This window comes from Salinispora vitiensis (genome assembly GCF_000378825.1).
In the GTDB taxonomy this organism is placed as follows: domain Bacteria; phylum Actinomycetota; class Actinomycetes; order Mycobacteriales; family Micromonosporaceae; genus Micromonospora; species Micromonospora vitiensis.
This window is the reverse complement of sequence record NZ_KB900388.1, coordinates 1,530,472-1,557,252: the sequence shown is the minus strand read 5'-3', so window position 1 is coordinate 1,557,252 and position 26,781 is coordinate 1,530,472. Positions and strand designations below refer to the sequence as shown.

Sequence of the window (26,781 nt, the reverse complement as noted above, 5' to 3'; positions counted from 1 at the left end):
TCCATTGCGGCATGGCCGCCCAGGGCGCACCACTAGGGCAGGGCACGTGCCTTCACCGGCCCGTAGCGGTCGGTCTCCATTGCGGCCGGTCTCGGTCGCGGATCCGTTCGGCGCTGCGGCACCTCCTTCACCGGCCCGTAGCGGTCGGTCTCCATTGCGGCCGCGACTTGCTGGAAGATCTCTGCCGCCTGCTGTCCCCTTCACCGGCCCGTAGCGGTCGGTCTCCATTGCGGCAGGCGCGAAGGCCCGGTAGGTGCGTGTATCCGCGGCGACCTTCACCGGCCCGTAGCGGTCGGTCTCCATTGCGGCGGCGGCAGTATCGGGCTGGTTGTCGCGAGCGTAGGCGCCTTCACCGGCCCGTAGCGGTCGGTCTCCATTGCGGCAGGCTGGCAACCCCACAACACGATGTCAAGCACTGCCCTTCACCGGCCCGTAGCGGTCGGTCTCCATTGCGGCGGTCCGTGCTGGACGGGCTGAGGAGGTTGTGATGGCACCTTCACCGGCCCGTAGCGGTCGGTCTCCATTGCGGCCGCGTAACCGGGAATGCCCTTCCCCTCGTAGCGTGGAGGCCAGAGCTTGAGGGATAGAGGTTCATGGCTGAGACGAGACGCCAGTTCGATCCGGAGTTCCGCGCGGGCGCGGTGCGCATCGTGCGGGAGACGGGTAAGTCGATCGCACAGGTCGCCCGTGATCTGGGGATTAACAGCGGGACCCTGGCCAACTGGGTGAAGAGGGACCGTGAGACGCGCGGTGAGGCCGCTGCCGGGCAGCTTACTGAGGACGAGCGGGCGGAGCTGGCCCGGTTGCGGCGGGAGAACGCCGAGCTGGCGATGGAGCGTGATGTTCTCAAGCGATCCGTGGTCCTGTGGGTCAAAGAGGCGACGGGCCGGTGAGCGTGGCCGCCTTCATCGCTTCCCAGAGGACCGAGCATTCCGTGCCGCACGTGATCGCCTGCCGAGCGTTGGGGGTGTCCGAGTCATGGTTCTACAAGTGGCGTGACCGGCCGTCAACGCGCCGCGATGGCCGGTGTGCTCGGTTGTCGGCTGCGGTCAGGAAGGTGTTCGACGACTCAGGCGGCACCTACGGCAGCCCTCGCGTCGGGATCGAGTTGCGCGAGCAGGGCTGGCAGGTGTCGGACAACACGATCGCGCAGCTTATGGCCGCCTCCGGCCTGACCGCCCGGGTCAGACGCCGCCGGCGGAACCTGACCCGCCAGGGCAAAGGTCCAGCCGCCCCAGACCTGGTAAGCGGGCGTTCAGCGCGCCGGCACCCGATGTCGCCTCGACGTCGTCCGAGACGGGCACAATGTACGCACCGGTGGTGTCGAGTGTGGCGGTGTGCGCGCCGGGCTGGATGGTGATGTCGTCGCCGGGGCCCTGTAGGGGGATGGCCCGGGTCAGCCGGATCGTGCCAGAAGCGGGGGCGCCGTCGGCGGTGAGGATGACACCGGTGATGGTGCGGATGCTGAGACTAGCCGGATACGTCACGACCGCCCCCTGTGCTGGTATGTGGTGTGCGGGCAGGCCGTCCCAGCCTGTGACCTGCCCGCCTCCACGTGCCGATGTCGTAGCGGCGTTACAACCACTGCTCGTCGATGTTGCCGGCGTACAGGTAGGCGGTGCGGTAGTCCGGCCTCGCGAACAGCGCTGACTCGCCCGAGTACACGGCAGCGAGCAGACCCGGCCGATACCACCAGCCGTTGGTGATGCCACCAACCTCTGCGACCGGTTGCATGGTGTTCAGGTCGAGCTGGTCGACGGCCGAACCGGTCAGCCTGGTGACCGTGTCCGCGATGTCCATGGCCGCCCATGCCAGAGCCAGGGCCTCAACCCACCCGTCGATGCTGTAATACAACGGGATCCACTGCCCATCGTCGCCACCGGCGATTCCGAATGTGCCGTCCGGTCCGATCAGGAATGAATACGGCACAGCGGTGCGTTGTGGACCGGCCTCGAAAAACCACCCCTTGGGAGCAAAGGTGTCTTCCCACTCCGGCGTGTCCACGCTGAGCATCCGTGGGCCCGCCGCATCTTCGGGCATGCCCGGCGCGGACGGCAGGACAAGACCACCCCACCGGGCCCGATACGCCTCGGCGCGGTCGATGACCTCGTCAGGAACCTGCGCCTTCTGCCATGCGCCTCGAAACTGGCTCACCGGCGGCGCATCGAGCCACACTCCGTGAACGCCGACGAACGAGCGAGCACGTCTACTCAAACCGGTCGGCGGCCGACGAAAGTTCCACACAAGTGCATGGTATCGGGGCTTTGGGCGCACTCCGCCTATGCGATGGATGTGTGAAAACACGATTGCTCGGTCAGGCGGCTGCCGTCAACTCGACACGCGCCCGGCCGCGGCCGGCGACGCGGGTGAGCATCTCCACGTGGGCGCCCTAGTCGTAGCGGTACCAGGTGGTGCCGCGCCCCTGCCCGGGTAGGTGGCGGGCGGGCAGGAGGCCGTGCAGCTTGTCGCCGGTGCGGCGGGAGCGGCGGGCCCAGTCACGGACGCGTGCGGCGGTGATGTCGGGGCCGAGGGCGTGGGCGATCTGCGCGGCGGTGCCGTAGCGGTGACCGACAAGAGTGACCATGATTCGAGCGTATGTCCCCGTGCATAGGGCGGCTCGGTGAGGACGGGTAGGAGCCTCTCCTCTAGCAGTGGAGGTGGCCCCGGGTTCAGCCGGCGAGTGCGGCGGGCTGAACCCGGGGCCGCTCTAGGTTGTCGTTGCCGTGGGCTGTGCTGGTCTGGTTGCGGCCCGTGGCCGCTAGGACGAGGATCGTGAGTCCGATGACCAGTGCTACGCCGACATATTCAGCGGCAGGACTAATCAATATCCATCGATATGCTGGAGCGAAGGGGTAGATGCCAGGGGGATCAGTGAATACGGGCTCGGCCAGCGTCCCGTACAGGCTGACGGTGGATGTGGCGGCGAAGTTGAGTGCGGTGATGCCGAGCGCGAAAGCGGCCAGCCGGCGCGGTAGCGACCGGCGTCGGAGGTGGTACATCGTCCAGCCGGTGAGGACCCAGCCGGTGCCCGCTCCGACGGACCAGCCCAGCAAGATAGCTCCCGGTTCCCACTTCGGCTGCGCTGGGAAGATCTCTCCGGTTGACAGGACCGTACCGGAAGGGGTGGTGTCCGTGGTGACGGTGAGCACAAGGCCGTCCCGGGTTGCCTGAAACCTTTGGACGATCTTTTCCAGTCGCGCGTCTCCTTGGCTCGAGGCGGAAATGGTTTCGGCGGGCCTGCTCGTCCAGCCGTCGGCCCGCAGCCGTGCCTGCGCTTCATCGACCGACCAACCCGGTACTGAGATCCCTTGCGCGGCAGACACGGTCACCTTGCGCCAGACCGTCCGTGGACGGTCATACCGGCGGACTTCCGGTGTGGTCAGTGGGGCTCCGCTGGCGATTTCGACGGTCTGCACGGCTGCCGTATCCGACGGGAGATCGGCGTTCATGTGCCACGCCAGCCAGGAGGCCGAGGCTGCCCCCACGGCGCCGAGGGTCATGGCCGTTAGTACGGCTGCTATGACGGCCGACTTGCCGGTTGGTAGTCGGAACCACTGCCGTAGTGCTCCGCGTAGCAGGTCCGCTACGTCGGCCCGGTGGGGCTTTCGTTGGCCCGGTTCGGCGGAGTCCATCAGCGTAGTGAGGATTTCCTGGCCGTGGGTCCGGCGGTAGCCGATCGGGTATGCCCACAAGAGTCGCCGGTGCCAGCGTTCTAATTCGATGTGTGCCCGCTGTTCTGGCATGACCTCCCCCGAGGCGGTCATGCGGGAGCACCGAAGGCGTTGGGGAGTCCGAGTGCCGAGTCGGGTCGGTTTTGTAGTCGGCTTTCGGCTGCCGCGGCGTGTGTGCGGAGTCGGCGGGCTTGTTCGGCGAGTCGGGCGGCGCCGGTGTCAGTGAGGCGGTAGTAGCGGCGTAGCCGCCCGTCGACGACCTCTTGCCGGTCGACTGCGACGAGTTCTTGTTCGACGAGACGGTCGAGGGCTCCGTAGAGGGTGCCGGCTCGTAGGGTGACTGTTCCTTCGGAGAGTTCGGTGACTTCCCGGGTGATTCCGTAGCCGTGTTTGGGTCCTGTCGCGAGTGCGGTGAGGATCAGGAACGTTGGTTCCTGCATTGATGCCATGTAGAGCAGATTACGTTGGACGGTATATAACGTCAAGCTGTGTCAGAGGGTAGTCGCCGCCTAGGCTGCGGTCACGGTGGTGCAGTGACGACAGCATGTCGGGGCCAGATGTGCCGTACACCGTCCACGCCGCCGGGGCACCGGCAGTCGGGGGTGTGTCGGCAGTCGGCGGGGCATACGACGGTGCGGGCGGCGGCGGGCCCGACGGTCACCTCGAGGGAACAGCGCTGGCATCCGGGGCAGTCGCCCGGTATCCGCGTGCGGTAGGGCGGCTGGTTGAGCCAGCCGCGGACCAGTTCGTCCTCATCAGCGAGATGCAGGACAAGAAGGGCGAGGGCGCGGGGCGGCAGGGTGAGGGCGGGTAGGGCGTGGAGGATGCGCCGGATCGGGTCGCGCCCGGCCGGGAGTCGGTACATGCCGGCGAGCCACGTCAGCCGGCCGTCTAGGCGTTGGATGCGCTCCGCCCACGTCTGGGTGCGCGGTGGGGGCCGGTCGGCGGTCAGCGTGGCCACCGGGTCGGCGTGTCCGCCGATGGTGTGGATGGTGCCGTGAATGGGGCTACGCAGGATCGCGGCGGCGGTGAGGGCGTCGCCTCGCCGCTCGGCCTCGGCGGAGGCGAGCACGTCTAGGCGCTGCCGGCGGTGTGGATGGACCAGGCGGCGGCGGTGGCGTGCAGGTGGTGCGATGGCCCGGCTGCGACCATCCAGTGTGGCTAGCATCGCCACGCCCACCCCGGTCAGCGGCCGGCCGGCGTTGGCGGTGCCGAAGGCGTTCTCCTCGCGCGGCACTACATCGCAGAGCAGCCAGTCGTAGGAGAACCCGAGGTCGGTGACGGAGGCGCCGATCGCCGTACGGACGAAGCTGTTGGCGCCGTCGCAGCCGATCAGCCGCGAGCCGGCCAGTGTCCGGGCGCCGCCGTCCGGTCTCTGCGCGGTCAGACTGACGGCGTCAGCGTTCTGTTCGATCCCGGCCGCCGTGTGCCCGCGCAGGACCGTGATGAGGTCGCGGATCCCGGGCTCGGCGGCCCGCTCGGCCAGCGCCGCTTCCAGGGCGGGCTGGTCGAACGCGGTGGCGTCCGGCCACCCGTACGCCCCGGGGGACGCAAAGGCCACCCGCATCAACGGCTTGCCGTCGGCGTTGCGCCAGTCGTACGCGTCCACCGCCACCCCGATCGCGTCGAACGCCGGGCCGAGGCCGAGCGCCGCCAGGGTCCGAGCCGTCTCGCCGTCGAAGACGGTGGCCCGGGGCATCGGGTACGGCTCGGCCCAGCGTTCGACCACCGTGACCGGATGCCCATGCCGGGCCAGCAGCAGCGCCCGCACCTGACCGACCGGCCCGTATCCGACGACGAGGACCGGCGGCGGTGGGGCGGTCATGCGGCCGTGGGGTTGTCCTCAGACATACATGATCACCAGGGCGGCTGCACCCACCTCACCCACCCCGCCCGCAGACGTCCCTCCTGGTTAGACAGTGACGAATCTGATTTCATCACTCGATTCGTATAGGTAACCGAGCGGAACCGACAACGGCGCGCTGCCACCGACGCCGGCAACCGTCAGCACACCGATGTGCACCGCGGCCAGGAACTGCTCCCGGTCCTCCTTGGTCATTTTGGTCATGTCAGCGATTCCTTTCTCCGCGTGGCGAGTCGGCGTGATCGGTCCGCTCGGACCCATTGCGCAGCAGCACCTTCACGGTGATCGCCGCGCCGACCGCCACCACCGCGCTGATGACACCTACGGCGTTGAATCCGGTTACGAACGCTTCCCTGGCCACGGTCAACAGCTCGCCACTGGCCGGATCGGGCAGCGCACCAGCGACGTTGCTCGCCCGGGCGAGGCTTTCGCGGGCCGCGGCGGCGTCTGCCTCCGGCACGCCCGCTGGCATGGGACTCAGCACTCTGGTGTACACGGCGGTGAGGACACTGCCGAGCGCGGCGACGCCGAGTGCGATACCGAACTCCGTGCTGGTAGTGGACATCGCGGCGGCGGCCCCGGCCCGCTCCGGCGGAGCGCTGGACACCGCCAGGTCGGTGACCAGGAGCACCAGCGGCGCCATCCCGGCGAGGACGACCACCATGCCGATCACCAGCCTCCAGTGGCCCGACCCGGGGCCCACCAGGGCGAGTTGGACGTATCCCGCGGCCGCGACGAACAGGGTGCCCGCGAGCAGCCGGTCGCGCCGAACCTTGGCCGCGATGGTGGGGATGAGCATGGCCGTCAGCGCGAAGACCACGGTGCCCGGAAGCAGCCACAAGCCCGCCCGCAGCGGGGTTTCGCCAAGCACCAGCTGGAAGTACTGGGGCAGTAGGAGCAGCATGCCGCCGATCGCGAACTGCCCGAGCAGCAGCGCGCCCAGTGACACGCTGAACGCGCGGTTGCGGAACAGGCGCAGGTCCAGCAGGGGGCTCTCGAGGCGGTACTGCCTCCGGAGGAACAGTACGGTGAAGCCGGTGCCGGCAACGGTGCCGACCACGACCGGCCACGACAGGCCGTCGCTGGCCAGTTCCTTGAAGCCGAAGGTGATCGGCAGAATGGAGACCAGGGAAAGGCCGACGCTGGGCAGGTCGAGCTTGCCGGGCAGGGTTGTCGTAGGGCCGTCGAGCAGCAGCGGCGTGACCAGCAGCACCAATGCCATCATCGGCACGGCGATGATGAATACCGCACCCCACCAGTAGTTCTCGAGCAAGGCGCCGCCCACGAGCGGCCCGATCGCGCCGCCGAGGGTGAAGCAGGTCATCAGCACCGCGATGGCCCGGGTGCGCTCCTTCGGATTGACGAAGAGGCCGCTTACCAGGCCCAGGATCGTCGGCACCAGCGCGGCGCCGGCGATGCCGAGGATGCCGCGGGCGGCGATCAGTATCTCGGCGCTTGTGGAGTACGCGGCCATCAATGACGCCGCGCCGAACGCCGCGGCACCGATCATCAGCAGCCGTTTGCGTCCGATCCGGTCGCCGACGGTACCCATGGTGATCAGCAGCCCAGCGACGAGGAAGCCGTAGATGTCCTGGATCCAGAGCATCTGTGGCCCACTGGCATTGAGGTCGGCGGTGATCTGCGGCAGGCTGAGGAACAACACGGTGTTGTCCATTGCGATCAGCATGCTGGCCGCGGTCATCACGGCGAGTCCGATCCACGCCCGCGGGTCGGCGCGTGCCTCATCCTCCGTCGCGGACGAGTCGCCCCGGCCGATTTCAGGCTCGGGCTTTGTCATGGTGTTCTCCTCGGCGGATTGTGCTCCTGGCGCTACCTGTCACGGGGTCCGCCACTGGTGTCGAACCCCCTCGGCCTGCATCCGTGAGGCTGGCAAGTTCCGCTCTCGCCTCGCTTTCGTCGCGCACTCGTGCCGTCTCGCGCGGTCTGGTGTCCAACTCGCGGATGTACCGCGCGGGGGCCCGGGTTCGGCATAGCAGAGGCGCCGCGACCGGCGGGGCAGGTCAGGTACGCAATAATTTGCGGGGAGAAAGTAACCCGGTTCTGGAGGACCGTGCCGGGCATGCCCAGGATGCTTGTCACTGGTGGTGCTTGATTCATCGGAGCAAATTTCACTGGATGTACGATCAGAAATCATCCGGAATGTGACGTCGTCGTTCTCAACGCATTGACCTATGCCGGCAACCGCGCAGGCCTCGCACCGGTCGCCGAGGCGGTCACGTTCCACCAGGGGGACATCTGTGACTCCGCCCTCGTCGACCGACTGGTGGCCGACGTCGACGTCCTCGTCGGCTTCGCAGCCGAGTCATATGTAGACAGTTTCCTACAGGACCCCTGGCCGTTCGTTCGTAGTAACGTGATCGGTACGTACACCCTGCTGGAGGCCGCTCGCCGGCACGACCGTCGGTTCCACCATCTCGACGGACGAGGTCTGCGGAGACCTGCCGATGGAGGCCGGGAAATTCACGGAGACCACACCGTATGGCCCCTCCAGCCCGTATTCGGCCACGAAGGCCGGCTCGGACCTGCTGGTGCGGGCCTGGGTGAGGTCGTACGGTCTGGCGGCCACCCAATCCAACTGCGCCAACAACTACGGGCCCTACCAACACGTCGAAAAGTTCATTTCCCGACAGGTCACCAACATTATCTGCGGCGATCGCCCGAAATCGTACGGCTCCGGCGGGCACGTGCGGGAGTGGACACACGTCGACGATCACAGCTCGGCGGTACACGCGATCTTACGGGCGGGGCGCATCGGCGAGACGTACCTGATCGGGTCGGGGGAGGGGAGCTGCGCTACGCCAATGACACCACCAAGCTCCGCACCGAGCTGGGCTGGCGGCCACGCTGCGACGACCTCCGCGCCGGGTTGGCTACGACCATCGAGTGGTATCGGGAGAACGAGTGGTGGTGGAAGCCGTTGAAGGGCGTTGCACCAACCCAATGATCTTCCCGCGCCGCCTCAATTCAGGACTCCAGCCGAGATCTTGAATGGCGGCTGCCGTACTACTGTTGGATCATGCGTTTCGGGGTCCTTGGTCCAGTGGCGGTCTGGTCGTCTGCGGGCGTTCCGGTGTCGGTGTCCGGGACGAAGCTGCGGGCCCTCCTGGTCGCGCTCCTGGTGCGGGAGGGCAGGATCGTGTCCACCGATCGACTGATCGAGGACCTGTGGGGTGGTGACCTGCCCGCCAAACCACTCGCGACGCTGCAGAATAAGATCTGGCAGCTCCGCCGGTCGCTTGAGGCCGCCGAACCGGGCGCCGGGAACGCTGTCGTGCACCAGCAGAGCGGCTACCTCCTGCGCACCGAGCCCGGCGCGGTGGACGCCGAGCGATTCACCAGGATAGTCGGGCAGGCGAGGGCCACCGAGGACCCGCGGGCACGTGCGGCCCTGTTCGCCGAGGCGATGACGTTGTGGCGGGGCGAGCCGTACGCCGATGTCGCCGACCTGGAGTTCGCCCGTCCGGCGATCGCGGTGCTGGACAACCAGCGCGTGCGGGTGATCGAGGACCACGCACGGGCCCGCCTGGAACTGGGCGAGCAAGCGCAGCTGGTGGCAGAGCTGGCCGAGGTCGTCGCCCAGTACCCGCTCCGGGAACGCCTGCAGGCCACCTACCTGCTCACGCTCTACCGGGCCGGACGGCAGGGAGAGGCACTGCACGGATACGCCGAACTGCGTGAACGGCTGCGCAGCGAACTGGGAACCGACCCGGGCCGCGAACTGGTCGAGCTGCACCGCGCGATGCTCGACCAGAGTCCCGCGCTCGACCCCGTCCCTGCGGATGTCGGTCCGCCGACCAACCTGCCCGCGCCGCTCACCGACCTGATCGGCCGGGACGGAGACCTCGAGACGGTCTGCTCGCTGTTGTTGACCGGGCGTGTCGTCACCCTCACCGGGATCGGTGGCGTGGGCAAGACAAGGCTCGCGCTCGCCACGGCCGAGCGCCTGCGGGACTCTTTTCCGGGCGGCACATTCCTCATTCCGTTGGTGAACCTGCCACCTGGCGCTGATACCGCCACCGTGGCTGCGCTCGTGGCCAGGATTCTGGACGTCCGGGACGGGATCGCCTCCAGTCGGTCGCGTGCCACGTGGTTCGCATCGCCTACCAACCGGCTGGTCGAGATGCTGCGCGCCAACCGCGCGCTGCTGGTCTTCGACAACTGTGAGCACGTCATCGATGCCACCGCCGAACTGATCGACGCACTGCTCCGCGCGGCCCCCGGCCTGCACGTGCTGCCGACCAGCCAGGAGCCCCTACGGCTCACCGGTGAGCAGGTGCACGTCGTAGCGCCGCTCGGGGTGCCCGACACTGATACCGACACCGATCCGGCCCGGTCGAGCGCGGTGAAACTCTTCGCCGCCCGTGCTGCGGCCGCCTCGCCGGGGTTCGCCATCACCCCCGATGACGCCGCCGCGGTGGTGAGCATCTGTCGTCGCCTGGAGGGCATCCCGCTGGCGCTGGAACTGGCTGCCACGCAGGTGCGTGGCATGGGGGTGCACGAGCAGGCCCGCGCGCTTGACAACCGGTTTCACCTGCTCGCCGCGGGTAAACGCGGTGAGCCGAAACGCCACCAGACCCTACGGGCAACGATCGACTGGAGCTGGGAGCTGTTGTCCGTCGCGGAGCGTGCGGTTCTACGCAGGCTGGCAGTGCATGTCAGTGGGTGCACCCTCGACGGCGCGGTGGCGACCTGCGCGGGCGAGGACGTGGCGCCCGCCGTGGTGGTCCACTTCCTGGCCAGCCTGGTCGACCGGTCGTTGGTGACCGTCACCGACGACCGCCGTTACCGGCTGCTCGCCCCCGTCATGGCCTACTGCGTCGAGCGGTTGCGCGAGGCGGGCGAGTTCGACGAGGTCCGCCGCAGGCACAGTCGGCACTATCTCGCGTTCGCGGAAGAGGCCGAGCCGCAGCTGCGCAGTCACGGGCAACGAAGCTGGCTGTCCATCCTCGACCGGGAGAACGCCAACCTCCGCGTCGCGCTGGATACCTTTCTGCGAGAAAATCGGCCTGAGGAGGCGTTACGACTGGTTACCGCGTTGGGGTGGTATTGGGTGCTCCGCGGCAGGCTGCGAGAGGGTCAGGACTGGCTGGCCGCCGCGCACGCGCACCCCGGCCCGGCTCCGGACAACCTGAGGGCTGCAGCGTTGGCCTGGTCGGCGGGCATCCGCCTGATGCTGGGCGAGCGGCCCGACGTCGGCGACGATGAGATCGTGGGAGCCGGCGCTGATGTGGGCCTGGCCAGAGCGCGGTGGTTCCGGGGGGCCGCGCTGTACAGCTTCGGTGACCTCGCTGCCAGCGAGGCCGAAGTGCGCTGGGCACTGACGACCTTCCGCGCGCTCGAGGACCAGTGGGGGATCGCCGCCGCGCTGTGGACGCGGGGGTTCTTCACCATGCTGCGCGACGACCTCACCACCCTGCGCCGGGACTGCGAGCGCAGCGTCGAGCTGTTCAACGAGCTCGGCGACCGCTGGGGCCAGTTGCAGGCCACCGGAAGCCTCGCCGAACTCGCCGAGTTGGCCGGCGACTACGCGCAGGCGGAGCGCTGGCACCGGGAGGGGCTTCGCACCGCAGAGGACCTCGGCCTCTGGGCCGACGTCCCGGTGAAGCTGGTCGGCCTGGGCCGGGTCGCCATGTTCACCGGGGACTACTCGGGCGCCAGGAAGCCCTTGGAACGAGCGGCGCGGCTCGCGGCCGAACAGTCGAACCGTTTCTGGGAGATCGTGGCGGACGCGAACCTCGGCGGCTGTTCGCGTCGCGCGGGCGACCTCGACACGGCGGAAGCCCACCTCCGCAACGCCCTGAAGTCCTATCAGCGGATCGGGCACGAGCCCGGTGTTGTCAACACGCTGGCCGAGTTGGGGTTCGTCGCGGAACTCCGGTGCGACGCCTCCGAGGCGTTCGCCTGTCACATCGCGAGCTACACGCGCGCCCGAAAGCTCGGCGATCAGCGGAGCGCGGCACTCGCGCTCGAAGGGCTCGCCGGCACGCAGGTCGTCGCGGGCCGCCCGGTCCGTGCGGCCCGGCTACTCGGGACGGCCGCCGCGCTGCGGGAACGGCTCGGCGCGCCGGTACCGGCACCGGCGCGTCCCGACGTCGAGCGGATCACCGCGGCGGTGCGTGACAGTCTCGGTACGGAAGAATTCGCCGCGCAACTCCAGACTGGCCGGGGACAGGAGCCGCAGGAGCACCTGCCCTGCCGGTGACACTGTGGCCGCCGCTCGTAGCCGGAGAAAGGCTCAGCTGGCTTCTGCGCCCTCGCGTGTGCCCTGCTCCTGTTGCCTGATCCACCCGGCGACCTGCACCCGGGGAGGAGCGACCCAACTTGCGCATGATCTTGCGTAGGTGGTTCACGGGAGTTGCCCCCTGGTCCTGGACACTTGAGCCTTGGATCGTGATGGTCCGGGGAGATCAGGCGTCCCTGACAGATTGTGATGAAGCACTACCCCGCCGAGTTCAAGGCCGACGCGGTGGCGTTGTAGCGGTCTCGGCCGGGGGCGACGATCGCGCAGATCGCTGACGATCTCGGGGGCAACCGGGAGACGTTGCGCAGTTGGGTCCGCGCCGATGATCAGCGTCGGGGAGCGTCGGGCGGGCCGGCGGCGCCGCCGGCGGCTGGCTCGGTGGAGGACGAGAACGCCGCGTTGCGACGCAGGGTCCGCGAACTGGAGGAAGAACGGGACATTCTGCGGAAGGCGGCCCGGTATTTCGCCGGGACGCGCTGGTGAACCGCTCCCCGGTTCGTCGCCGACCATCAGCAGCGCTACGGCGTGAAGCGGTTGTGCAAGGTTATCGGGGTGTCTCGCTCGAGCTTCTACTACTAGGGCTCGGCCGCCAAGACGCGGGCCGCGAGGGAACCTGTTGCTGTTCTCGTTCGTGCCGCGCTGCCAGGGCTGTGCGGGGTCACAGAAGTAGATAGCGAGGCGAGTGCCGTGACCACGAACGTTCACGGTGTTGGTTGACACGCCGTCTGGCCTGCCGGCCGGGCGGCGTCGTGGCGGTCAGGCTGTGGCGGTGGCAGATCATCGACTACGTCACCGTTGAGATCCTCGCCGACGGTGGACCGTCGGGGCTGGCGTCCGGCAGCGCGCACAAATCCAGGCGGGGGCCGACCAGTTGAGATCCTCGCCGACGGTGGACCGGTCGGGCAAGGCAGCTCGCGGTAGTCACCGGATCGTGTTCCTCGGCCACCAACACCTATCCGACCGAGGCTGGCCGCCTGAAGTGGCACTCAAATCGCCTTTTGCGCCGGGCAGCCGACGGCAAGTGCGCTGATCACAGAGGTTTGCCGAGTTGGTGACACGCCGGTCCGGCGCCGGACCGGGGTCCGATGCGGGTCGGCGAGCTGTGACCAGAACCCCGGCGGCTACTTGGCGCCCGTCATCGATTGAGTCGCGCGATGGCTGCCTCGACGCCGTCGAGGATCAGGTCGAGGCCGAAAACGAAGTCTTGGTCCTCTGGGTTTTCGCCTGGTTCCGTCTCGAAGGCGCCTGCTTTGAACAGCAGTGCGGCCTCCGGGAAGCGCTCGGGGTGGACGAGCGCGGCGAGGGCCCGGCCGTAGTTCTGTTCAGCATCCGCCTGGCTAAGCCCGGTGCCGCGGCGGCCCTCCGCCATCTGCCGGCCTTGCTGGATCGCGTTGCGCACGTATCCGCTGACGACGACGAGGACGCCTGCCTTCGTCCCCGGATCCAGGCCGGTGTCGCGCAGGACCCGCAGGAACGCGTCCATCCAGCCGATGGCGTTCGGCCCTCGGGGCGGGCCCACGACCGGAACCTCCACGAGCCACGGGTGCTCGGCGTACCGGGCGCGGATCGCCGCCGCCCACCAGTGCACGCCGTCGCGCCAGCTGTCCGCGTCGAGCCCGGGGGCGGACCCGGTGGCGTGGTCGGCCATCAGCTCGACGAGTTCTTCTTTCGAGCCCACGTGCCGGTACAGCGACATCTTGGTGAAGCCGAGCGCCTGCGCGACCTTCTGGAGGGTCACCCCGTCCAGGCCCTCCCGGTCGGCTAGGTCGACAGCGGCGCCGACGACCCGGTCGACGTCGAGTTCGGCGGGCCGGCCGCGTCGTGCGGACGCCGAGAGCCGCCAGAGCCGCGCCAAGTCGGCGGGCACCTCTCCGGCGGTGGACGGTTTATTGTGTCCCATGGATAGTATCTCCGGTACACTAACTGTGCGGTTGGGGCGAGTGGAAGAAGAAGCATATGGACGGATCAGCGAGCGCGTTAGGCGCCACGGCGAACCGGGCGCCCGCCGGGCAGCGCCTCCACGACGTCGATGCCGTGCGAGGCTTCGCGCTGCTCGGCATCTTCGTCGTGAACATCACCTTCATGGCCTCCGGTTACCCCGGCAACCTCGTTCCGGACCCGGCGTTCTCCTCGCTCTTCGACGACCTAGCGCGGGACGTGTCCGCGGTGTTCGTCGACATGAAGTTCTACATCCTCTTCTCGTTCCTGTTCGGGTACAGCTTCACCCTGCAGATGGAGTCGGCGGAGCGCGCGGGCGCGGCGTTCGGGCCGCGGATGCTGCGCCGGATCGCCGGCCTGTTCATCCTCGGCGCCCTGCACACGGTGCTCCTGTACGGCGGCGACATCCTGATGACCTACGCGGTGGTCTGCCTGATCCTCCTCGGGATGCGGCGGGTCCGCGACCGGACGGCGCTGCGCGTCGCCGGCTTGCTCTACGGGATCGTGCTGCTGAGCCTGCTGACCAGCGGGCTCCTCGTGGACTCCTCCGCGTTCCTGCCGACCGAAGCTGAGGCACTGGCCAACGCCGAGAACGCAACGGCCGCGATGCTCGGCGGATGGGGCGACGTCATCGGCCACAACCTCTCCGGGCTCCCCCTCCTGATGCTCCAGTCCGCGACGTTCCAGGGGCCAACGGCGCTGGCGATGTTCCTGCTCGGCATGGTCGCCGGCCGGCGACGGCTCCTCGCGGGCGTGCGCGGTCACGAGCCGGTGCTGCGGCGGATCCAGCGGATCGGCTTCCCCGTAGGGATCGCGGGCGGTGTGGTGTACACGCTGGGTGGCGGCAACGGCGAGACGCTGGCCGTGGCGGTGAGCGCGGTGACCGCGCCGCTGCTGACGGCCGCGTACGTGGCCACGCTGCTGCGGATGATGCACAGCCCGCGGCTGGCGTTCGTGCAGCCGGCCCTGGCACCGGCGGGGCGGATCGCGCTCACCAACTACCTGGGGCAATCGCTTCTTGGGCTGCTCATCTTCAGCGGTGTCGGGCTTGGCTTGGCCGGGAGTGTGTCGCCAATGGGGACGACCGGGCTGGCATTGCTGATCTTCGCGGTGCAACTCGCGGTGAGCGCGTGGTGGCTGCGACGGCAGCGGTACGGGCCGGCGGAGTGGGCGCTGCGGTGGGTGACCAACGGAGAACGGCCGGGGATGGCGCGCTGCGGTCGGCGTGCACGGCGAGTATGTCGAACCGGGTCGCGACGGCGCGGTGGCCTTTGAGTCGGTTGATGCCTTGGACGGGATTGTGGCCCGGATACCGCGTCGGCGTAGGTAGCGGCGGTTCGCCCGGGGACGTGTACGCCTTGTCGGCCAGGACCGCAGCGCTTGTTACCACCACACGAACGGCTTGCCAAGCCCGCGCCGCCGATCTTTTTGGAGACCTCAAGAGCCAGGTAACGGGCAGGCATCCCGCGGACCCCGGCAGGCCGTTCGGGACTCATTAGGTACGGGGTGGCCCCAGGTCAACGGGTCGCCCGCCGTCCCGCGGCTGCCTTCGGTCGGGGCGCGGTGCAGGTTCGTGCGACGTCGGCGGACTCCTGTCCGGCGCGACCGCGGTGCCGTTTCGTGCTCAGCAACGGCTCGCTCAGCAGGAGGGCCACGGTGGCGAGGGTCAGCAATGCGCCAACGAGGAACGCACCGCGGACCTCGAATGCCGACAGCACGGCACCGCCGACGAATGCGCCGGCTGCGACGCCGACGTTGAAGGCGGCCGAATTCGCGGCGAACCCGATCTCCGTACGCCCGGGACTCACGTGCAGGATGCGCGCCTGGGTGGCCGTGAAGATGGGTGCGGCGGAAAGCCCGAGCAGAGCGAGGGCGGCGATGACCACGGCCTGGTTGCCCGCGTACTGGAACAGCACCAGCATCGCGGCTGTCTGCACGCCGACCGCGATCACCAGGCAATTGCGCGGGTGTCGGTCGAGCAGGTGGCCCAATAGCGCGACGCCGATGATTCCCGCGCCGCCGTAGACGAACAGGAGTGGACCCACCATGCTTTCCGGGAAGCCGGCGTTCTGGGTGATGAACTCGCCGATGTAGGTGAAGCCGGTGTACAGACCGGTCATCGCCACCGCCGTGGTGAATAGCACCACGAAGAAGTGTCGGCGGTCCGGGGCCGAGCCGTACGCGGCGTGGCTCTCCTCCGGTCGGGTGGTCGGCAGCAGCGCGGCGATGAGGGCGGCGATGATGAGCGCGAGGACGCTGAGAATGATGAAGGGCAGCTGCCACCGGGTGTGCTGACCCAGCCAGGTGCCGGCGGGAACACCAAGCAGGGTGGCCAGTGAGCCGCACACTGATGTCACGGCGAGGACCCGGCCGCGTATCTCCGGCGAGAACAGTCCGACCGCGACCGAACCCATGACGGCCCAGAACACGGCCTGCGCCACGGCTACGACGATGCGAGTGCCCAACAGGACGCCGTACGAGGTGGTCAGCACCGATCCGATGGTCGCCACGGCCAGCACGACCATGACACCGGAGAGCACGAAACGGCGGGGCATGCGCCGGGTGAGCTGCGCCATCGGCAGCGACACGGCAGCGACGGCGAGGCCGTATCCGGTGACCAGGAAACCGGCGGCCGGCAGGGATACGCCAAGGTCGGACGACATCAGATTGAGCAGGCCGATCGGCAGATTCTCCGTGGTGTTGAAGATGAAGGCGGAGAGGGCGATGGCCAGCAGGACGCTCACGCGGCGTCCGACGTCAAACGACATCCGTCGGTCGTTCCCTTCGGGTTGGTCAGGTGTTCGCCAGAGTGTGCCGGACCGCGCGACTCAACGCCACCAGTCCGTCGCCCCTCCACATCGGATAATGGTCACCGGGTATGATCTCCTCCCGGACGTCGGTGGCGAGTCCCTCCCATGACATCAGGTGGGGATCGGAATCCCGAGCTCTCAGAACCGACACCGGACCGTCGTAACCACTGGCGGCGCTGGGCGACGACCCGACCCGGTGGCCGGCCGCCGACGAGCGCCCGCTGCCCGGAAACCCCTTGATGGGCCGCTCCTGATCCGCCGGCAGCGGGCCGTCAGGCGGCGCCGACGGTGGCCTTGAGCTTGAAGACGCCGTCGCGGTGCTCGGTGTGCAGCACGCCCCCGGTCTCCCGCAGTCGGTCCGCCAGGCCATCCAGTCCACCGCTGTGCGGATCGGCGGTGGCCGCTCCGGCGTCGCGTGCCCCGTCGTTGATCACGGTCAGTCGGGCGCCCGGCCCGGCGCGGGCGACGGTGATTGAGCAGGTCTGCGCTCGGCTGTGCCGCATCACGTTGGTGACCGCCTCGCGCAGCACCGGCAGCAGGGCGCCGGCCAGGGCGGGCGGCAGGTCGTCGGCAGGCTGGCGCACGTCGCACCGTACGCCGGACGAGGTCAGCACCTGGGCCACCGCGAGGACCTGCTCGCGCAGGTCGACCCGGCGATAGCCGTGCACGACCGCGCGCATCTCGGTGAGCGCGGCGGCGGCCAGCGCCCGGGCATCCTCGGCCTCCCGGCCGGCACGGTCCGGGTCGGTATGCACCAGGCGCGAGGCCAGCTCGGTCTTCAGCGCGATCACCGACAGGCTGTGCCCGAGCGAGTCGTGCACCTCGCGGGCGAGCCGCAGCCGCTCCTCTCCGGCGGCGACCCGGCTCGCCGCGTCACGGGCCTGCTGGGCCTGCACCAGGAAGGTCCAGAACCACTGGTGCACCAGGTTCCACACCGCGATCGAGAGACCGAGCACCCCGGTGATGGTGAGCGTGCCGCGCGGTGACGAGCCGGTCCAGGCCGCGGCCAGCGCCGCCGTCACCGGCGCGGCGACGGCCGCAGCCCAGGCGAACCGCCGGGGCAGCAGGGGCGCGGTGCCGCCGATGGTGGCACCGACGAACGCCCACGTCGGCCACTGCGGCGCGCCCAGCGGGGCGGACATCGGTACGGACAGCGCCGAGGTGACGGTGAATCCGGCCAGCAGCAGACGGGTCGTGCGGGCCGGCAGACCGGGCGTCACGGCGAGGTAGGCCACGCCGGCCACCCCGGCCGCGAACACCAGCAGGCCGACGGCACCGAGGGCGATGACAACCGGGTCGTCCTCCCAGCGGACGCCCGACATGGCGAGGACCACGCATGCCGCGCCGGCGCTGGCGATGCCGGCGAAGGTGACCCACCGGGCTCGGACGGTGCGCGGATCCGGGCGTGCGACGAGCATCGATCCGATCACCGATACAGATTACGCGACAGAATGCGGGCCGGGCTGCCAGGTTTGCGGGAACTGCCGCGAACTTGCTTTGCCAATAGACCGGTAATTGTGCGGAATGAATCGGTCGAATCGGCGCCGGGCGCGATTGCCCAAGTGTGCGCGGCCGGGCTAATTTCGCTGGAAGAAGTCTCCCTGGCTGGAGGGAATGGTGGCCGCACCCGTCGGAATCCCGCGGCGACGTGGATCCGGAGCAACGTGTGATGGGGGTGGTGCCGGCCTTCGAAGCCGACATGCTCGGCACCCTGGAGCGCACCTTCGCGCCGAGTACGGCGACTGCGTCGCTTACCGCTTTGGTCCGCGCCGGCCGCGGAGAGTCGGGTTCACCGCGGTCGGCGCCTTCCACCCCGACGACGTCGCCCGCACCATGCTGGACACCACGGTGTTCGCAACGGCCTGCTGCGCGATGTCCGCCGACGCCTGTTCGCCATCGCCGACCGGCCGGGCCGGTCCTGGCCCGAATGACCGCGTGGGAAAGGATCACGTCCGGGGCGGGTTCAGTGCAGGGGTCAACCGTGCAAACGACACGGTCGAGTCATGACAACACGGGGATTGGCATTGTGTTCCCGGATGGACAGGCTGATGTCATGAAGGACGTTGTCATTGAGGTGAACCAGCTGCGTCGCAGCTATGGGAAGTTCGAGGCGGTCCGGGGGGTGTCTTTGGCCATCCGTCGCGGCGAGCTGTTCACGCTGCTGGGCACCAACGGCGCCGGCAAGACGACCACGATCGAGGCGCTCGAGGGGTTGCAGCGGCCGACCTCCGGCGAGGTGCGGGTGCTCGGCCTGGACCCGATCGCCGACCGCTCCGCGGTGCGTCCGCGGACCGGCGTGCTGCTCCAGCACGGCGGTTTCACCGGCGCCCTGACCGTACGCGAGACCATCGAGTCCTGGCGTGCGCTCACCGTCCGTCCGCGCACCACCCGCGACATGCTCGAGACGATGGAGCTGGCCGACCGGGCCGACGTCGCCGTCGAGCAGCTCTCCGGCGGCGAGGGCCGGCGGCTGGAGCTGGCGCTGGCCGTGATGGGCCGTCCGGAGGTGCTCTTCCTCGACGAGCCGACCGCCGGCATGGACCCGGCCTCGCGGCGCCGCACGTGGGATGTCATCCGCGAGCTGCAGGCGGGCGGGACCACCATCCTGCTCACCACGCACTACCTCGAAGAGGCGGAGGTGCTCGCCGACCGAGTGGCGATCATGCAGGGCGGGCACATCGTGTCTCACGGAACGCCCGAGGAGGTGGTGCACACGCTGCCGGCGCGGATCACGTTCCGCTTACCGGAGCGGTCCGACCTGCCCGACCTGCCGCACGGCACGCTCTCGGTAGACGGCGACCGCGTCGCCTACGAGACCCGCGACCTGCAGGGCGACCTCTGTCGGCTGCTGGACTGGGCCAAAGCCGCCGGAGTGCGGCTGTACGGGCTCTCCGCGCGCCCGGCCACCCTCGAGGACGTCTTCCTGGACATCGCCGGCGAGCACGCTCACGCCGGTCACCGACTGGAACGTGAGGAAGTTCGATGACCACCGTCACGACAGATCGGGCGGCGCGGCCGTCCTGGCAGATGCTCGCCTTGCTGCGCATGGAGCTGCTGGCGCTGCGGCGCAACTGGACCGCCACTGCCCTCTCCGTGGTCACTCCGCTGCTCATCGGGCTGCTATTGACCAGCGGATACGGCGGCCAAGCGGTCTCCGGGGTGCGCCGGGTGGTCAGCGTGACCGCGCTGATCGTGGTCTTCGTGGTGCACCATCACTTGACCACCGTTTACGCCTCGCGCCGGCAGGAGAACGTGCTCAAGCGGATGCGTGTGGGTCTGCCGTCCGACAGCACCATCCTACTCGGCACCGCCAGCAGCACCGTGCTCACCTTCTTGGCGCAGACCGCCGTACTGGTGCTCTATGCCATCCTGGTGCTCGACCTGCCGGTGCCGCGGCACCCGCTGGTGATCCTGCTTGCACTGCTGCTGGGAGCCGCCGTGATGGCCGCCTTCGCCGCGGTACTGTCCGCGGTCACCCGCAGCTCCGAGGCCGCGATGCTGACCACCCTGCCGTCCATGGTGACTTTCCTGGCCGCCCCGGGTGCCCTGCTTCCGCTGGGCGCGCTGCCGGCGCCGATTGAGCGGGTGCTGTGGTTCCTGCCGACCGGCCCGTTCACCGAAATGCTGCGCGTCGGGTGGCTGGGACAGACCGACGGGGGCCGGGCGCTCGGCTTCTGGGACAGTCACCTGATCGCGCTGCCCTCGGCCGGTGTGCTGCTGGTGTGGCTGGTCATCAGCGCCTGGCTGACCCGCCGGTTCTTCCGGTGGGAGCCCCGGCAGGTCTGATCCGCCGCCGACCCATGGTGCACCATGGGAGTTCCAGACGAGGTGAAGGTGCGGATGGTCATGAGTGGCGACGGCGCCGGGCCGATGATCCGGGCGCTGCTGGCCGACGACGAGGATCTGATCCGGGCGGGGCTCGCCGCCCTGCTCGGTTTGGAGCCCGACATCGAGGTGGTGGCTGAGGCATTCGATGGGCGTGGCGCGCTGACCGCCGCCCGCGCCCACCGGCCCGACGTCGCCGTGATCGACCTGCAGATGCCGGCCCTGAACGGCATGGAGGTGTGCGCCGAGCTGGCCCGCGTCCTGCCGGGTTGCAAGGCGGTGATCCTCACCGGACACGGCCGTCCGCCGCATCTGCATCGGGCGCTGACCGCGGGTGCCAAGGGCTTCCTGCCCAAGGGTGCTCCGGGCGGCACACTGGCGGAGGTGATCCGCCGCGTGCACGGCGGTGGGCGCTACGTCGATCCGGCGCTCGCGGCCGACGCGCTGACCGCCCCCGAGTGCCCGCTGACCCCTCGCGAGCTGGACGTCCTGCGGCTGGCTGAGTTGGCCACGCCGGTCTCCGAGGTGTCGCGCCGCACCAATCTGTCGATCGGCTCAGTCCGCAACCACCTCTCCGCGGCAGTCAGCAAGCTCAAGGTGGCCAACCGGGCGGAGGCTTTCCGTACGGCGCGAGACAACGGGTGGCTTTGATCCTGGGCCGGCAACCCGGAGACCCGACCGCACCGCCACCAGGTCATACCGTCGACCGGCGGGGGAAAACCACACAGGTTAAAGATCAAGTTCGTAGTCCGCCCCCTCAAACTGTCGGGAGTGGCCGATATGATGGCGGGACTGTCACCCGAGAGGGGGCTCGTTGCGGGTAGCGGTCACTGGTGCCAGCGGTATGGTCGGCACGGCACTCGTTCAGCACCTCCGCGCCGAAGGCCACGAGGTCCGGCGCGTCTCGCGGCGGCTGCCGACGCATCCCAGCGACATCCAGTGGGATCCGGCCGAGGGACGGCTGGCCCGGGCCGACCTCGCCGACCTCGACGCGGTGGTGCATCTGGCCGGAGCGAATATCGGTACGCTGTGGACCGCCAAGAACCGGGACCGGATCTATCGCTCCCGCATCGACGGCACCAACCTGTTGGTGGCGGCTCTCGCCGGGGCGCGGTCGGCACCGGTCCTGGTCACCGCGTCGGCGATCGGCTACTACGGCGATCGCGGGGACGAAGAGTTGACCGAGGAGAGTCGGCCGGGGGACGGATTCCTGGCCCGGCTCTGCCAAGACTGGGAGGCCGCTGCGGCGCGGGCCACCGAGCACGGTTGTCGGGTGGTGCAGGCCCGGCTCGGGGTCATCCAGGCCCGCGACGCCGGCATGTTGGTGGCCATGCGGCGCTCCGCGCTCGTCGGACCGGTGGTCCGCTTCGGGCACGGGCGGCGTCACCAAAGCTGGGTGGCACTCGAGGACGTCACGCGCGCCATCACGTTCGCGCTCGCTACTCCAGCGCTGGCCGGCCCGCTCAACGTCACCAGCCCCAACCCGATCACGAATGCGGCGTACGCGGCGACGTTGGGGCGGATCATGCGGCGCCCGGTCATTCCCGTACCCCCGCTGTTGCCGCGGATCGCGCTGCCCGGTGTGGCCGACGAGCTGCTGCTGCAGAGCGCGAAGGTCCTGCCACGGCGATTGCTGTCGGCGGGGTTTCAATTCCGCTACCCGACCCTCGACGGCTGCCTGCGAGCGCTGCTGTGACTAGGCCACGACACCCCTTCCGGCTGAGAGGCTACCGGCGGTCGCGACCGTACGGGGACCGAGGTTAAGGACTTCGATACGCGAAACCCCAGCGCGGTGCTGACGCGCCGCGGCCCTTCGGCCGGCGGGTCCTTCACGGCGTGGCGCCGCGCGCCGTAGGTCGCAGCAGGTGATATCGGCCCGCGCGCGCCAGCGCTCAACGAGGTTGGTGAAGGGAAGAGTCCGATAGCGCCGACCTGATGGCTCAGGCGCGCTGTCGAATCGCACCAACCACCAACAAGATCGCGCTGGGCAGATAGAAAAGGCCCACCGAGGCCGCACCGAGGATGACGCTGATGCCGAGCACCGAGGCCGAGGCGATCGCCATCGGCCGCCGCGCGCGCCTTGGCGTGACCAGCGGGGCGGCGGCCACCGCCACCGGGATCAGGAGCAGGGCGGCCGCATCCCAATCGGCGACCTCTAGCAAGCTCTCTCGGTCCGTAGTTTCCACCGTCCCGGCCTGCTGGCCTGCCTCCATGGGCGTGCCGACGACGGTGCTCTCGGCGCTCGCGACCAGCGGTAGGAACAGCAGCGCGGCGCTCACCGTCATCGTGAGTAGGAAGGCTGCGAACAACCAGCGATTGTCCGAGACGGTGGGCGACCATCTGCGGTTGCGCGTAACGGCTTGCTGAGGCATCCCCGTTCCTCCGCTGTCGTTGTCGTCCTGGCTCCGACGGTGCCGTCGTGTAACGTGCTGCCGACTTCCCGATGCTATCGATGTTTGCTTCTCTTGGGCAGATTCCCGCTCACCGTCCGGTTCCTTCACGGCCGACGCCACCCCGGCCGCGGTGGGCGAGTCGGTCGATCAGTCGCCGCAACCGGGCCGCAAAATGTCCGATATTGATCGGAGAACGTGGATTTGCGGTAGGTACTCTTCCGGTAGCCGCCAGTCGCTGGACGCCGGCCGCCTGCGCGGCGTCGCGAGGGCCGCCGCGGCGACGGGTGTCGCGTTGTCCCGCAGATGTCGGACATCATATGCTGCCGATGGCTCGACGGCCGATGTGATACGCGCTGGCTGGTGCGGGGCTCGATATTCGCGGGAACTTCACGTAAGACCTGGAAGGTGGCGAGGATGAGAACGCTGGCCGCACTCGCTTACAGCAAGAGGAAGGCCATTCTCTACATATCGGCCGCTTTGTTCGTAGTTGCTGGTGCCGTCGGTGGCGGAGTAATTCCGATGCTTTCCGCCGGCGGCTTCACCGACTCCCGGACGGAGTCTGCGCGCGCGAGCGAGTTCATCCAGCGGGAGTTCGGCACCGGCGCACCCAACCTGATCCTGCTCGTTGTTGCCGACCAGGGCGTGGACGATTCCGCTGCGACGCGGGCCGGCACGGAGCTGACCAGCCGGTTGGCGGCTGAGCCGGGCGTCGCCGAGGCGACGTCCTACTGGACGCAGCAACGCCCCGCCGCCCTGCGCAGTAAGGACGGCGACCAAGCCCTCGTTCTGGCCCGGATCGAGGGCGACGAGGACGAGGTTGACAGTCGGATGGAGGCGCTGGGCGAGCGCTACAGCGGCGAGGTGGACGGGCTTCGGGTGCAACTCGGCGGCGCCGCCGAGGCGAACCGTGAGATCATCGAGAACACCGAGCGCGACCTGATCAAGATTGAAGCAATCACCTTCCCGATCGTCTTTGTCATTCTCATCTTCGTGTTCCGGGGCCTCGTGGCGGCTTTCCTTCCACTGCTGGTGAGTGGCCTGACCATCGTGTCGGTGCTTCTGGTGATCCGACTGTTGACCACGTTCACCGATGTCTCGGTGCTGGCCACCAACGTCGCGACCGGCCTGGGCCTGGGGCTAGCGATCGACTACAGCCTGTTCATCCTCACCCGCTACCGCGAGGAGCTACGTCAGGGTGCGGCGATGGACCGGGCCATTTCGGCGACGCTGGCCAGTGCGGGACGCACCGTGGTGTTCTCCGCCATCACCGTCGCCCTTTCGCTGAGCGCACTGCTGATCTTCCCGTTCGCCTTCCTACGCTCCTTCGCCTACGCCGGCATCCCGACGGCATTGATCGCAGCGCTGATCACCATCACGACTCTGCCGGCGTTGCTGGCCGTGCTGGGCCCCCGCGTGGACAAGTTCCAGATCTTCCCGCGTCGCAGCGAACCGGATCCCGAGCAGGGCTTCTGGCATCGACTGGCTACGTCGGTAATGCGGTTTCCCATCCCGGTGGCCGCCGTTGTCATCGTCGTGATGCTCTTCCTCGGTGCCCCGTTCCTCGGGCTGCGGATGGGATTGGCCGACGAGCGGGTTCTGCCCCAGGACGCCAGCGCGAGCCAGGTCGGGGCAACCCTGCGCGAGGACTTCTCGTCGATGGATTCACAGCCACTCAACGTGGTGCTGCCCGACGCCCCCGCGAGTGCCAATCGCGCCTCCGCAGTGACCAGCTATGCCACGAGCGTGTCGCAGCTGCCCGACGTGGCCCGTGTCGACACGGTGACCGGGAGCTTCGTGGACGGTACGCGGATGACCGAGGCGACCGTCCAGGCGACGCGCTTCGCGACCGACAGCAGCGTCTACCTGGCCGTCACGCCGTCGGTGGACAGCAGGTCGACCGAGGGTGAGCAACTGGTCAAACAAATCCGGTCACTGTCCGCGCCATACGACGCGCAAGTGAGCGGACCAGCGGCCGAACTGGTCGACTCGCTCGACTCCCTGTATTCCCGGATGCCGCTGGCACTGGCGCTCATCGCGGCCAGCTCGCTCGTGGTGCTTTACCTCTTCACCGGCAGCGTGTTGATTCCGCTCAAGGCCATTGTGCTCAACTGCCTGAGTCTCAGTGCTACCTTCGGCGCACTCGTCTGGGGTTTTCAGGACGGTCACCTCGAGGGGATCGTCGGCGAGTTCGAGGCCACGGGCGCCATCACCTGGACGGTGCCGATCCTGCTCTTCTGCATCGCGTTCGGTCTGTCCATGGACTACGAGGTATTCATTCTTTCCAGGATCAAGGAGGAGTACGACCGCACCGGCGACAACACTCTCGCGGTGGCCCGTGGACTGGAACGGACTGGCCGTCTGGTGACCGCAGCCGCGATCCTCATGGCCGTGGTCTTCCTCGGGTTCATTATCTCCGGCATCGTCTATCTGAAGGCTATCGGTGTCGGTCTGGCGTTGGCGATCCTCATGGATGCGTTCCTGGTCCGGGGGGCACTCGTGCCCGCCTTCATGCGACTGGCCGGTCGGTTCAACTGGTGGGCCCCCGGACCCTTGCGTGCTCTGCACCGCAGGATCGGCATCAGTGACTCCGATGGTGACGGCCACACACGGCAAGTCGCCCGCAGGGTCCAGCCAGGCAGGTCCGTCCCTGTTGCCGGTGAGTCCGAATAGCTGTCGTGGTCGATCGGGGTCGCGGCCGATCGGTCTCTAGGGCCTGGCGGTGGTGTCGGTCCGGTGCAGCACGCTGATCACGGTGTGAAGACCCCTGATTTGACCACTCAGGATCTGGGCTGATGACGTCGGAAACCGTGCTGGATGAACCACAGCGGGCGGTAATAATCGCTGCGTTGGACGAGTTTTACTGCCCCGTACAGGTGGACGATATCGGCGCCTTCGCTTCCAATTTACTGCCGCTTCCCAGTCCCGGTTCCGTCGTAGCGGCCGAGGCCTCTGCCTGGAATCTGGGCAGGTCAGGCCCGAACTGGATATGTCCTGCCCTTACGAACGGGAACGGCGCAGCGGATCACCGGTACTTGACTCGATCGGACTGGAGTCTCGAAAATCGACTAATAACTGAAAGCGACAGCAAGGCGCGGCACCTCTGGCTTGTCCGGGTCTTCTGTGACCAGTACATGATTGCCGAAGAGCAAGGGCTGGATGACTTAGAGTCAATCATCGCAAGGATTCGATTCCACAGTGAATTGTCGGCTTCTAGCCTGTCAACAGAATTGGTGTCCAACATTCTCGGTGGCGCGGATGAAGTTGAGGGTGAAATGATAGAGGAATTGCGTGAAGTCGCCGAAGACGCGCATGCATTTCTAGCGGTGCAAGATCGCTCCATGCAGCGTCAGCTAGCTCGGGACCTGGAGCGGCTCGGCGATTACTGTCGGCTATTTGGTAACACCTTGGCGGACTGAAATCCGATAGCGCGGCCCGGCTTCGGCCGGGCCGCTTTATTATGTAGAGCAAATTTGGACCAGCTCATTCCCGTGACCGCTGTCCGCGGTGCTCTGGCAGGGCCTCGGCAAAGTCGTGGACGTGTCCGGGATGAGGCATTCGGCTGAGGAGCGCCGGAGTTGCGGGGAGCAAGGCGGGCATGGCCGGTTCAGATGATCATCAGGGTGTCGAAGCCTCGATCGTCCGAAGGACCGCAGTGGTGGCGTCGGCTACCTGCTCAAGGACCGCGTGGCGCACGTCGGACAGTTCGTCGACGCGGTACGCCAGGTGGCCAGCGGCGGCACTGTGATGGACCCCGACGTCATCGCCCAGCTGCTGGCCCGCCGACGCGCCGACCAGCCGCTCGCCGCGCTCACCCCACGGGAACGCGAAGTGCTCGGCCTCATGGCGGAGGGCCGGTCCAACGCCGCGATCGCGAGCCGCATCGTCGTCACCGAGAAGGCGGTCAGCAAGCACATCAACAGCGTCTTCGCCAAGCTCGGCCTGCCGCCGTCGAACGACGACAACCGCCGGGTGATGGCGGTCCTCGCCTACCTGCGGGCCTGACCGGCAGGTTGTCCGG

General features: G+C 68.4%; 19 protein-coding genes, 8 pseudogenes and 1 CRISPR repeat array (1 of these 28 only partly in view). Of the genes and pseudogenes, 13 read left to right on the top strand and 14 right to left on the bottom strand.

Translation table 11 applies throughout. From position 1 onward, the window contains the following. A CRISPR array of direct repeats spans positions 1-530; the repeat unit is 37 nt; unit sequence CCTTCACCGGCCCGTAGCGGTCGGTCTCCATTGCGGC; it reaches 174 nt to the left of the window's first position. Positions 531-593: 63 nt separating this feature from the next. Next, positions 594-893 (top strand): transposase, encoded by a 300-nt coding sequence (locus SALPAC2_RS0107280; RefSeq protein ID WP_018215993.1) that lies wholly within the window; start codon positions 594-596, stop codon positions 891-893. Continuing rightward, a pseudogene (locus SALPAC2_RS28470) lies at positions 866-1,138 on the top strand (IS3 family transposase); the annotation flags it as partial. The gene SALPAC2_RS0107280 and the pseudogene SALPAC2_RS28470, both read left to right, overlap by 28 nt. A gap of 46 nt (positions 1,139-1,184) precedes the next feature. Here the strand turns inward: SALPAC2_RS28470 and SALPAC2_RS0107275 are convergent. The 9 genes and pseudogenes from SALPAC2_RS0107275 to SALPAC2_RS24555 all read right to left on the bottom strand — a co-directional run bounded on the left by SALPAC2_RS0107275 (position 1,185) and on the right by SALPAC2_RS24555 (position 7,333). Continuing rightward, positions 1,185-1,487 (bottom strand): hypothetical protein, encoded by a 303-nt coding sequence (locus tag SALPAC2_RS0107275; RefSeq protein ID WP_018215992.1) that lies wholly within the window; start codon positions 1,485-1,487, stop codon positions 1,185-1,187. 88 nt (positions 1,488-1,575) lie between these two features. Continuing rightward, on the bottom strand, positions 1,576-2,004 hold the full coding sequence (locus SALPAC2_RS0107270) for a hypothetical protein (protein WP_223874207.1): 429 nt from the start codon (positions 2,002-2,004) through the stop codon (positions 1,576-1,578). Between the two features lie 310 nt (positions 2,005-2,314). Further along, positions 2,315-2,584, bottom strand: a pseudogene (locus SALPAC2_RS24570) (hypothetical protein). Between the two features lie 123 nt (positions 2,585-2,707). Beyond that, a pseudogene (locus SALPAC2_RS24565) lies at positions 2,708-3,764 on the bottom strand (hypothetical protein). Continuing rightward, positions 3,761-4,111: a PadR family transcriptional regulator gene (locus tag SALPAC2_RS0107255; RefSeq protein ID WP_018215988.1), complete on the bottom strand. Its 351-nt coding sequence runs from the start codon at positions 4,109-4,111 to the stop codon at positions 3,761-3,763. The pseudogene SALPAC2_RS24565 and the gene SALPAC2_RS0107255 overlap by 4 nt, the downstream one beginning before the upstream one ends. An 80-nt stretch (positions 4,112-4,191) precedes the next feature. After that, positions 4,192-4,823 (bottom strand): annotated as a pseudogene (locus tag SALPAC2_RS24560) (hypothetical protein). 85 nt (positions 4,824-4,908) lie between these two features. Next, a pseudogene (locus SALPAC2_RS25915) lies at positions 4,909-5,496 on the bottom strand (FAD-dependent monooxygenase); the annotation flags it as partial. Positions 5,497-5,583: 87 nt separating this feature from the next. Continuing rightward, positions 5,584-5,739 (bottom strand): hypothetical protein, encoded by a 156-nt coding sequence (locus SALPAC2_RS27235; RefSeq protein ID WP_018215986.1) that lies wholly within the window; start codon positions 5,737-5,739, stop codon positions 5,584-5,586. 1 nt (position 5,740) lies between these two features. Beyond that, positions 5,741-7,333 (bottom strand): MFS transporter, encoded by a 1,593-nt coding sequence (locus SALPAC2_RS24555; protein WP_018215985.1) that lies wholly within the window; start codon positions 7,331-7,333, stop codon positions 5,741-5,743. A 318-nt stretch (positions 7,334-7,651) separates the two neighbouring features. Between SALPAC2_RS24555 and SALPAC2_RS25910 the strand changes: the two are divergent. From SALPAC2_RS25910 to SALPAC2_RS25905, 3 genes and pseudogenes are all read left to right on the top strand, one after another. Continuing rightward, positions 7,652-8,500 (top strand): annotated as a pseudogene (locus SALPAC2_RS25910) (dTDP-glucose 4,6-dehydratase). Between the two features lie 72 nt (positions 8,501-8,572). Next, positions 8,573-11,758 carry an ATP-binding protein gene (locus SALPAC2_RS0107230; RefSeq protein ID WP_026184509.1) on the top strand — a complete coding sequence of 1,062 codons (3,186 nt, stop codon included), beginning with the start codon at positions 8,573-8,575 and terminating at the stop codon, positions 11,756-11,758. 294 nt (positions 11,759-12,052) lie between these two features. Beyond that, positions 12,053-12,280 (top strand): annotated as a pseudogene (locus SALPAC2_RS25905) (transposase); the annotation flags it as partial. A gap of 652 nt (positions 12,281-12,932) precedes the next feature. Here SALPAC2_RS25905 and SALPAC2_RS0107220 read toward each other — a convergent pair. Next, the gene (locus SALPAC2_RS0107220) at positions 12,933-13,664 is read right to left on the bottom strand and encodes a TetR/AcrR family transcriptional regulator (RefSeq protein WP_026184508.1); all 732 of its coding nucleotides are present in this window, start codon (positions 13,662-13,664) and stop codon (positions 12,933-12,935) included. Positions 13,665-13,753: 89 nt separating this feature from the next. Here SALPAC2_RS0107220 and SALPAC2_RS0107215 point away from each other — a divergent pair, with 89 nt between their 5' ends. Further along, a complete protein-coding gene (locus SALPAC2_RS0107215; protein WP_018215980.1) occupies positions 13,754-15,010 on the top strand; it encodes a DUF418 domain-containing protein in 1,257 nt (418 codons plus the stop codon). 242 nt (positions 15,011-15,252) lie between these two features. On the opposite strand, the gene SALPAC2_RS24550 is transcribed toward SALPAC2_RS0107215, so the two are convergent. The 3 genes from SALPAC2_RS24550 to SALPAC2_RS0107200 all read right to left on the bottom strand — a co-directional run bounded on the left by SALPAC2_RS24550 (position 15,253) and on the right by SALPAC2_RS0107200 (position 17,975). Then, positions 15,253-16,503: an MFS transporter gene (locus SALPAC2_RS24550; protein ID WP_018215979.1), complete on the bottom strand. Its 1,251-nt coding sequence runs from the start codon at positions 16,501-16,503 to the stop codon at positions 15,253-15,255. 25 nt (positions 16,504-16,528) lie between these two features. Further along, a complete protein-coding gene (locus SALPAC2_RS28170) occupies positions 16,529-16,657 on the bottom strand; it encodes a hypothetical protein (RefSeq protein ID WP_263404689.1) in 129 nt (42 codons plus the stop codon). A gap of 160 nt (positions 16,658-16,817) precedes the next feature. After that, positions 16,818-17,975: a sensor histidine kinase gene (locus SALPAC2_RS0107200; protein WP_162561305.1), complete on the bottom strand. Its 1,158-nt coding sequence runs from the start codon at positions 17,973-17,975 to the stop codon at positions 16,818-16,820. A gap of 623 nt (positions 17,976-18,598) precedes the next feature. Here SALPAC2_RS0107200 and SALPAC2_RS0107195 point away from each other — a divergent pair. The 4 genes from SALPAC2_RS0107195 (at position 18,599) to SALPAC2_RS0107180 (ending at position 22,066) form a co-directional block, all read left to right on the top strand. Continuing rightward, positions 18,599-19,531: an ABC transporter ATP-binding protein gene (locus tag SALPAC2_RS0107195; protein WP_018215977.1), complete on the top strand. Its 933-nt coding sequence runs from the start codon at positions 18,599-18,601 to the stop codon at positions 19,529-19,531. After that, positions 19,528-20,331 (top strand): ABC transporter permease, encoded by an 804-nt coding sequence (locus tag SALPAC2_RS0107190; protein ID WP_018215976.1) that lies wholly within the window; start codon positions 19,528-19,530, stop codon positions 20,329-20,331. Before SALPAC2_RS0107195 ends, SALPAC2_RS0107190 begins: the two co-directional genes overlap by 4 nt. Before the next feature lie 60 nt (positions 20,332-20,391). Then, positions 20,392-21,021, top strand: a complete 630-nt coding sequence (locus tag SALPAC2_RS0107185; RefSeq protein WP_223874210.1) for a response regulator transcription factor — start codon at positions 20,392-20,394, stop codon at positions 21,019-21,021. 163 nt (positions 21,022-21,184) lie between these two features. Further along, positions 21,185-22,066, top strand: coding sequence for a TIGR01777 family oxidoreductase (locus SALPAC2_RS0107180; RefSeq protein WP_026184506.1), 882 nt, complete (start codon positions 21,185-21,187; stop codon positions 22,064-22,066). A gap of 244 nt (positions 22,067-22,310) precedes the next feature. Here the strand turns inward: SALPAC2_RS0107180 and SALPAC2_RS0107175 are convergent, their stop codons facing one another. Further along, entirely contained in the window at positions 22,311-22,742 is a 432-nt protein-coding gene (locus tag SALPAC2_RS0107175) for a hypothetical protein (RefSeq protein ID WP_018215973.1), read from the bottom strand. 540 nt (positions 22,743-23,282) lie between these two features. Here SALPAC2_RS0107175 and SALPAC2_RS0107170 point away from each other — a divergent pair. The 3 genes and pseudogenes from SALPAC2_RS0107170 to SALPAC2_RS24545 form a co-directional block, all read left to right on the top strand. Then, positions 23,283-25,433 carry an MMPL family transporter gene (locus tag SALPAC2_RS0107170; RefSeq protein WP_018215972.1) on the top strand — a complete coding sequence of 717 codons (2,151 nt, stop codon included), beginning with the start codon at positions 23,283-23,285 and terminating at the stop codon, positions 25,431-25,433. Between the two features lie 122 nt (positions 25,434-25,555). Further along, positions 25,556-26,179: a hypothetical protein gene (locus tag SALPAC2_RS27230; protein WP_162561303.1), complete on the top strand. Its 624-nt coding sequence runs from the start codon at positions 25,556-25,558 to the stop codon at positions 26,177-26,179. 241 nt (positions 26,180-26,420) lie between these two features. Beyond that, positions 26,421-26,765 (top strand): annotated as a pseudogene (locus tag SALPAC2_RS24545) (response regulator transcription factor); the annotation flags it as partial. Positions 26,766-26,781 lie beyond the last annotated feature (16 nt).

Bases quoted from the DNA above. Each gene is read 5' to 3' on its own strand.
- SALPAC2_RS0107280 (WP_018215993.1), top strand. From the start codon at position 594: ATGGCTGAGACGAGACGCCAGTTCGATCCGGAGTTCCGCGCGGGCGCG.
- SALPAC2_RS0107255 (WP_018215988.1), bottom strand. From the start codon at position 4,111: ATGCAGGAACCAACGTTCCTGATCCTCACCGCACTCGCGACAGGACCC.
- SALPAC2_RS27235 (WP_018215986.1), bottom strand. From the start codon at position 5,739: ATGACCAAAATGACCAAGGAGGACCGGGAGCAGTTCCTGGCCGCGGTG.
- SALPAC2_RS24555 (WP_018215985.1), bottom strand. From the start codon at position 7,333: ATGACAAAGCCCGAGCCTGAAATCGGCCGGGGCGACTCGTCCGCGACG.
- SALPAC2_RS0107230 (WP_026184509.1), top strand. From the start codon at position 8,573: ATGCGTTTCGGGGTCCTTGGTCCAGTGGCGGTCTGGTCGTCTGCGGGC.
- SALPAC2_RS0107215 (WP_018215980.1), top strand. From the start codon at position 13,754: ATGGACGGATCAGCGAGCGCGTTAGGCGCCACGGCGAACCGGGCGCCC.
- SALPAC2_RS24550 (WP_018215979.1), bottom strand. From the start codon at position 16,503: ATGTCGTTTGACGTCGGACGCCGCGTGAGCGTCCTGCTGGCCATCGCC.
- SALPAC2_RS28170 (WP_263404689.1), bottom strand. From the start codon at position 16,657: ATGTCATGGGAGGGACTCGCCACCGACGTCCGGGAGGAGATCATACCC.
- SALPAC2_RS0107195 (WP_018215977.1), top strand. From the start codon at position 18,599: ATGAAGGACGTTGTCATTGAGGTGAACCAGCTGCGTCGCAGCTATGGG.
- SALPAC2_RS0107190 (WP_018215976.1), top strand. From the start codon at position 19,528: ATGACCACCGTCACGACAGATCGGGCGGCGCGGCCGTCCTGGCAGATG.
- SALPAC2_RS0107185 (WP_223874210.1), top strand. From the start codon at position 20,392: ATGAGTGGCGACGGCGCCGGGCCGATGATCCGGGCGCTGCTGGCCGAC.
- SALPAC2_RS0107175 (WP_018215973.1), bottom strand. From the start codon at position 22,742: ATGCCTCAGCAAGCCGTTACGCGCAACCGCAGATGGTCGCCCACCGTC.
- SALPAC2_RS0107170 (WP_018215972.1), top strand. From the start codon at position 23,283: ATGCTTTCCGCCGGCGGCTTCACCGACTCCCGGACGGAGTCTGCGCGC.
- SALPAC2_RS27230 (WP_162561303.1), top strand. From the start codon at position 25,556: ATGACGTCGGAAACCGTGCTGGATGAACCACAGCGGGCGGTAATAATC.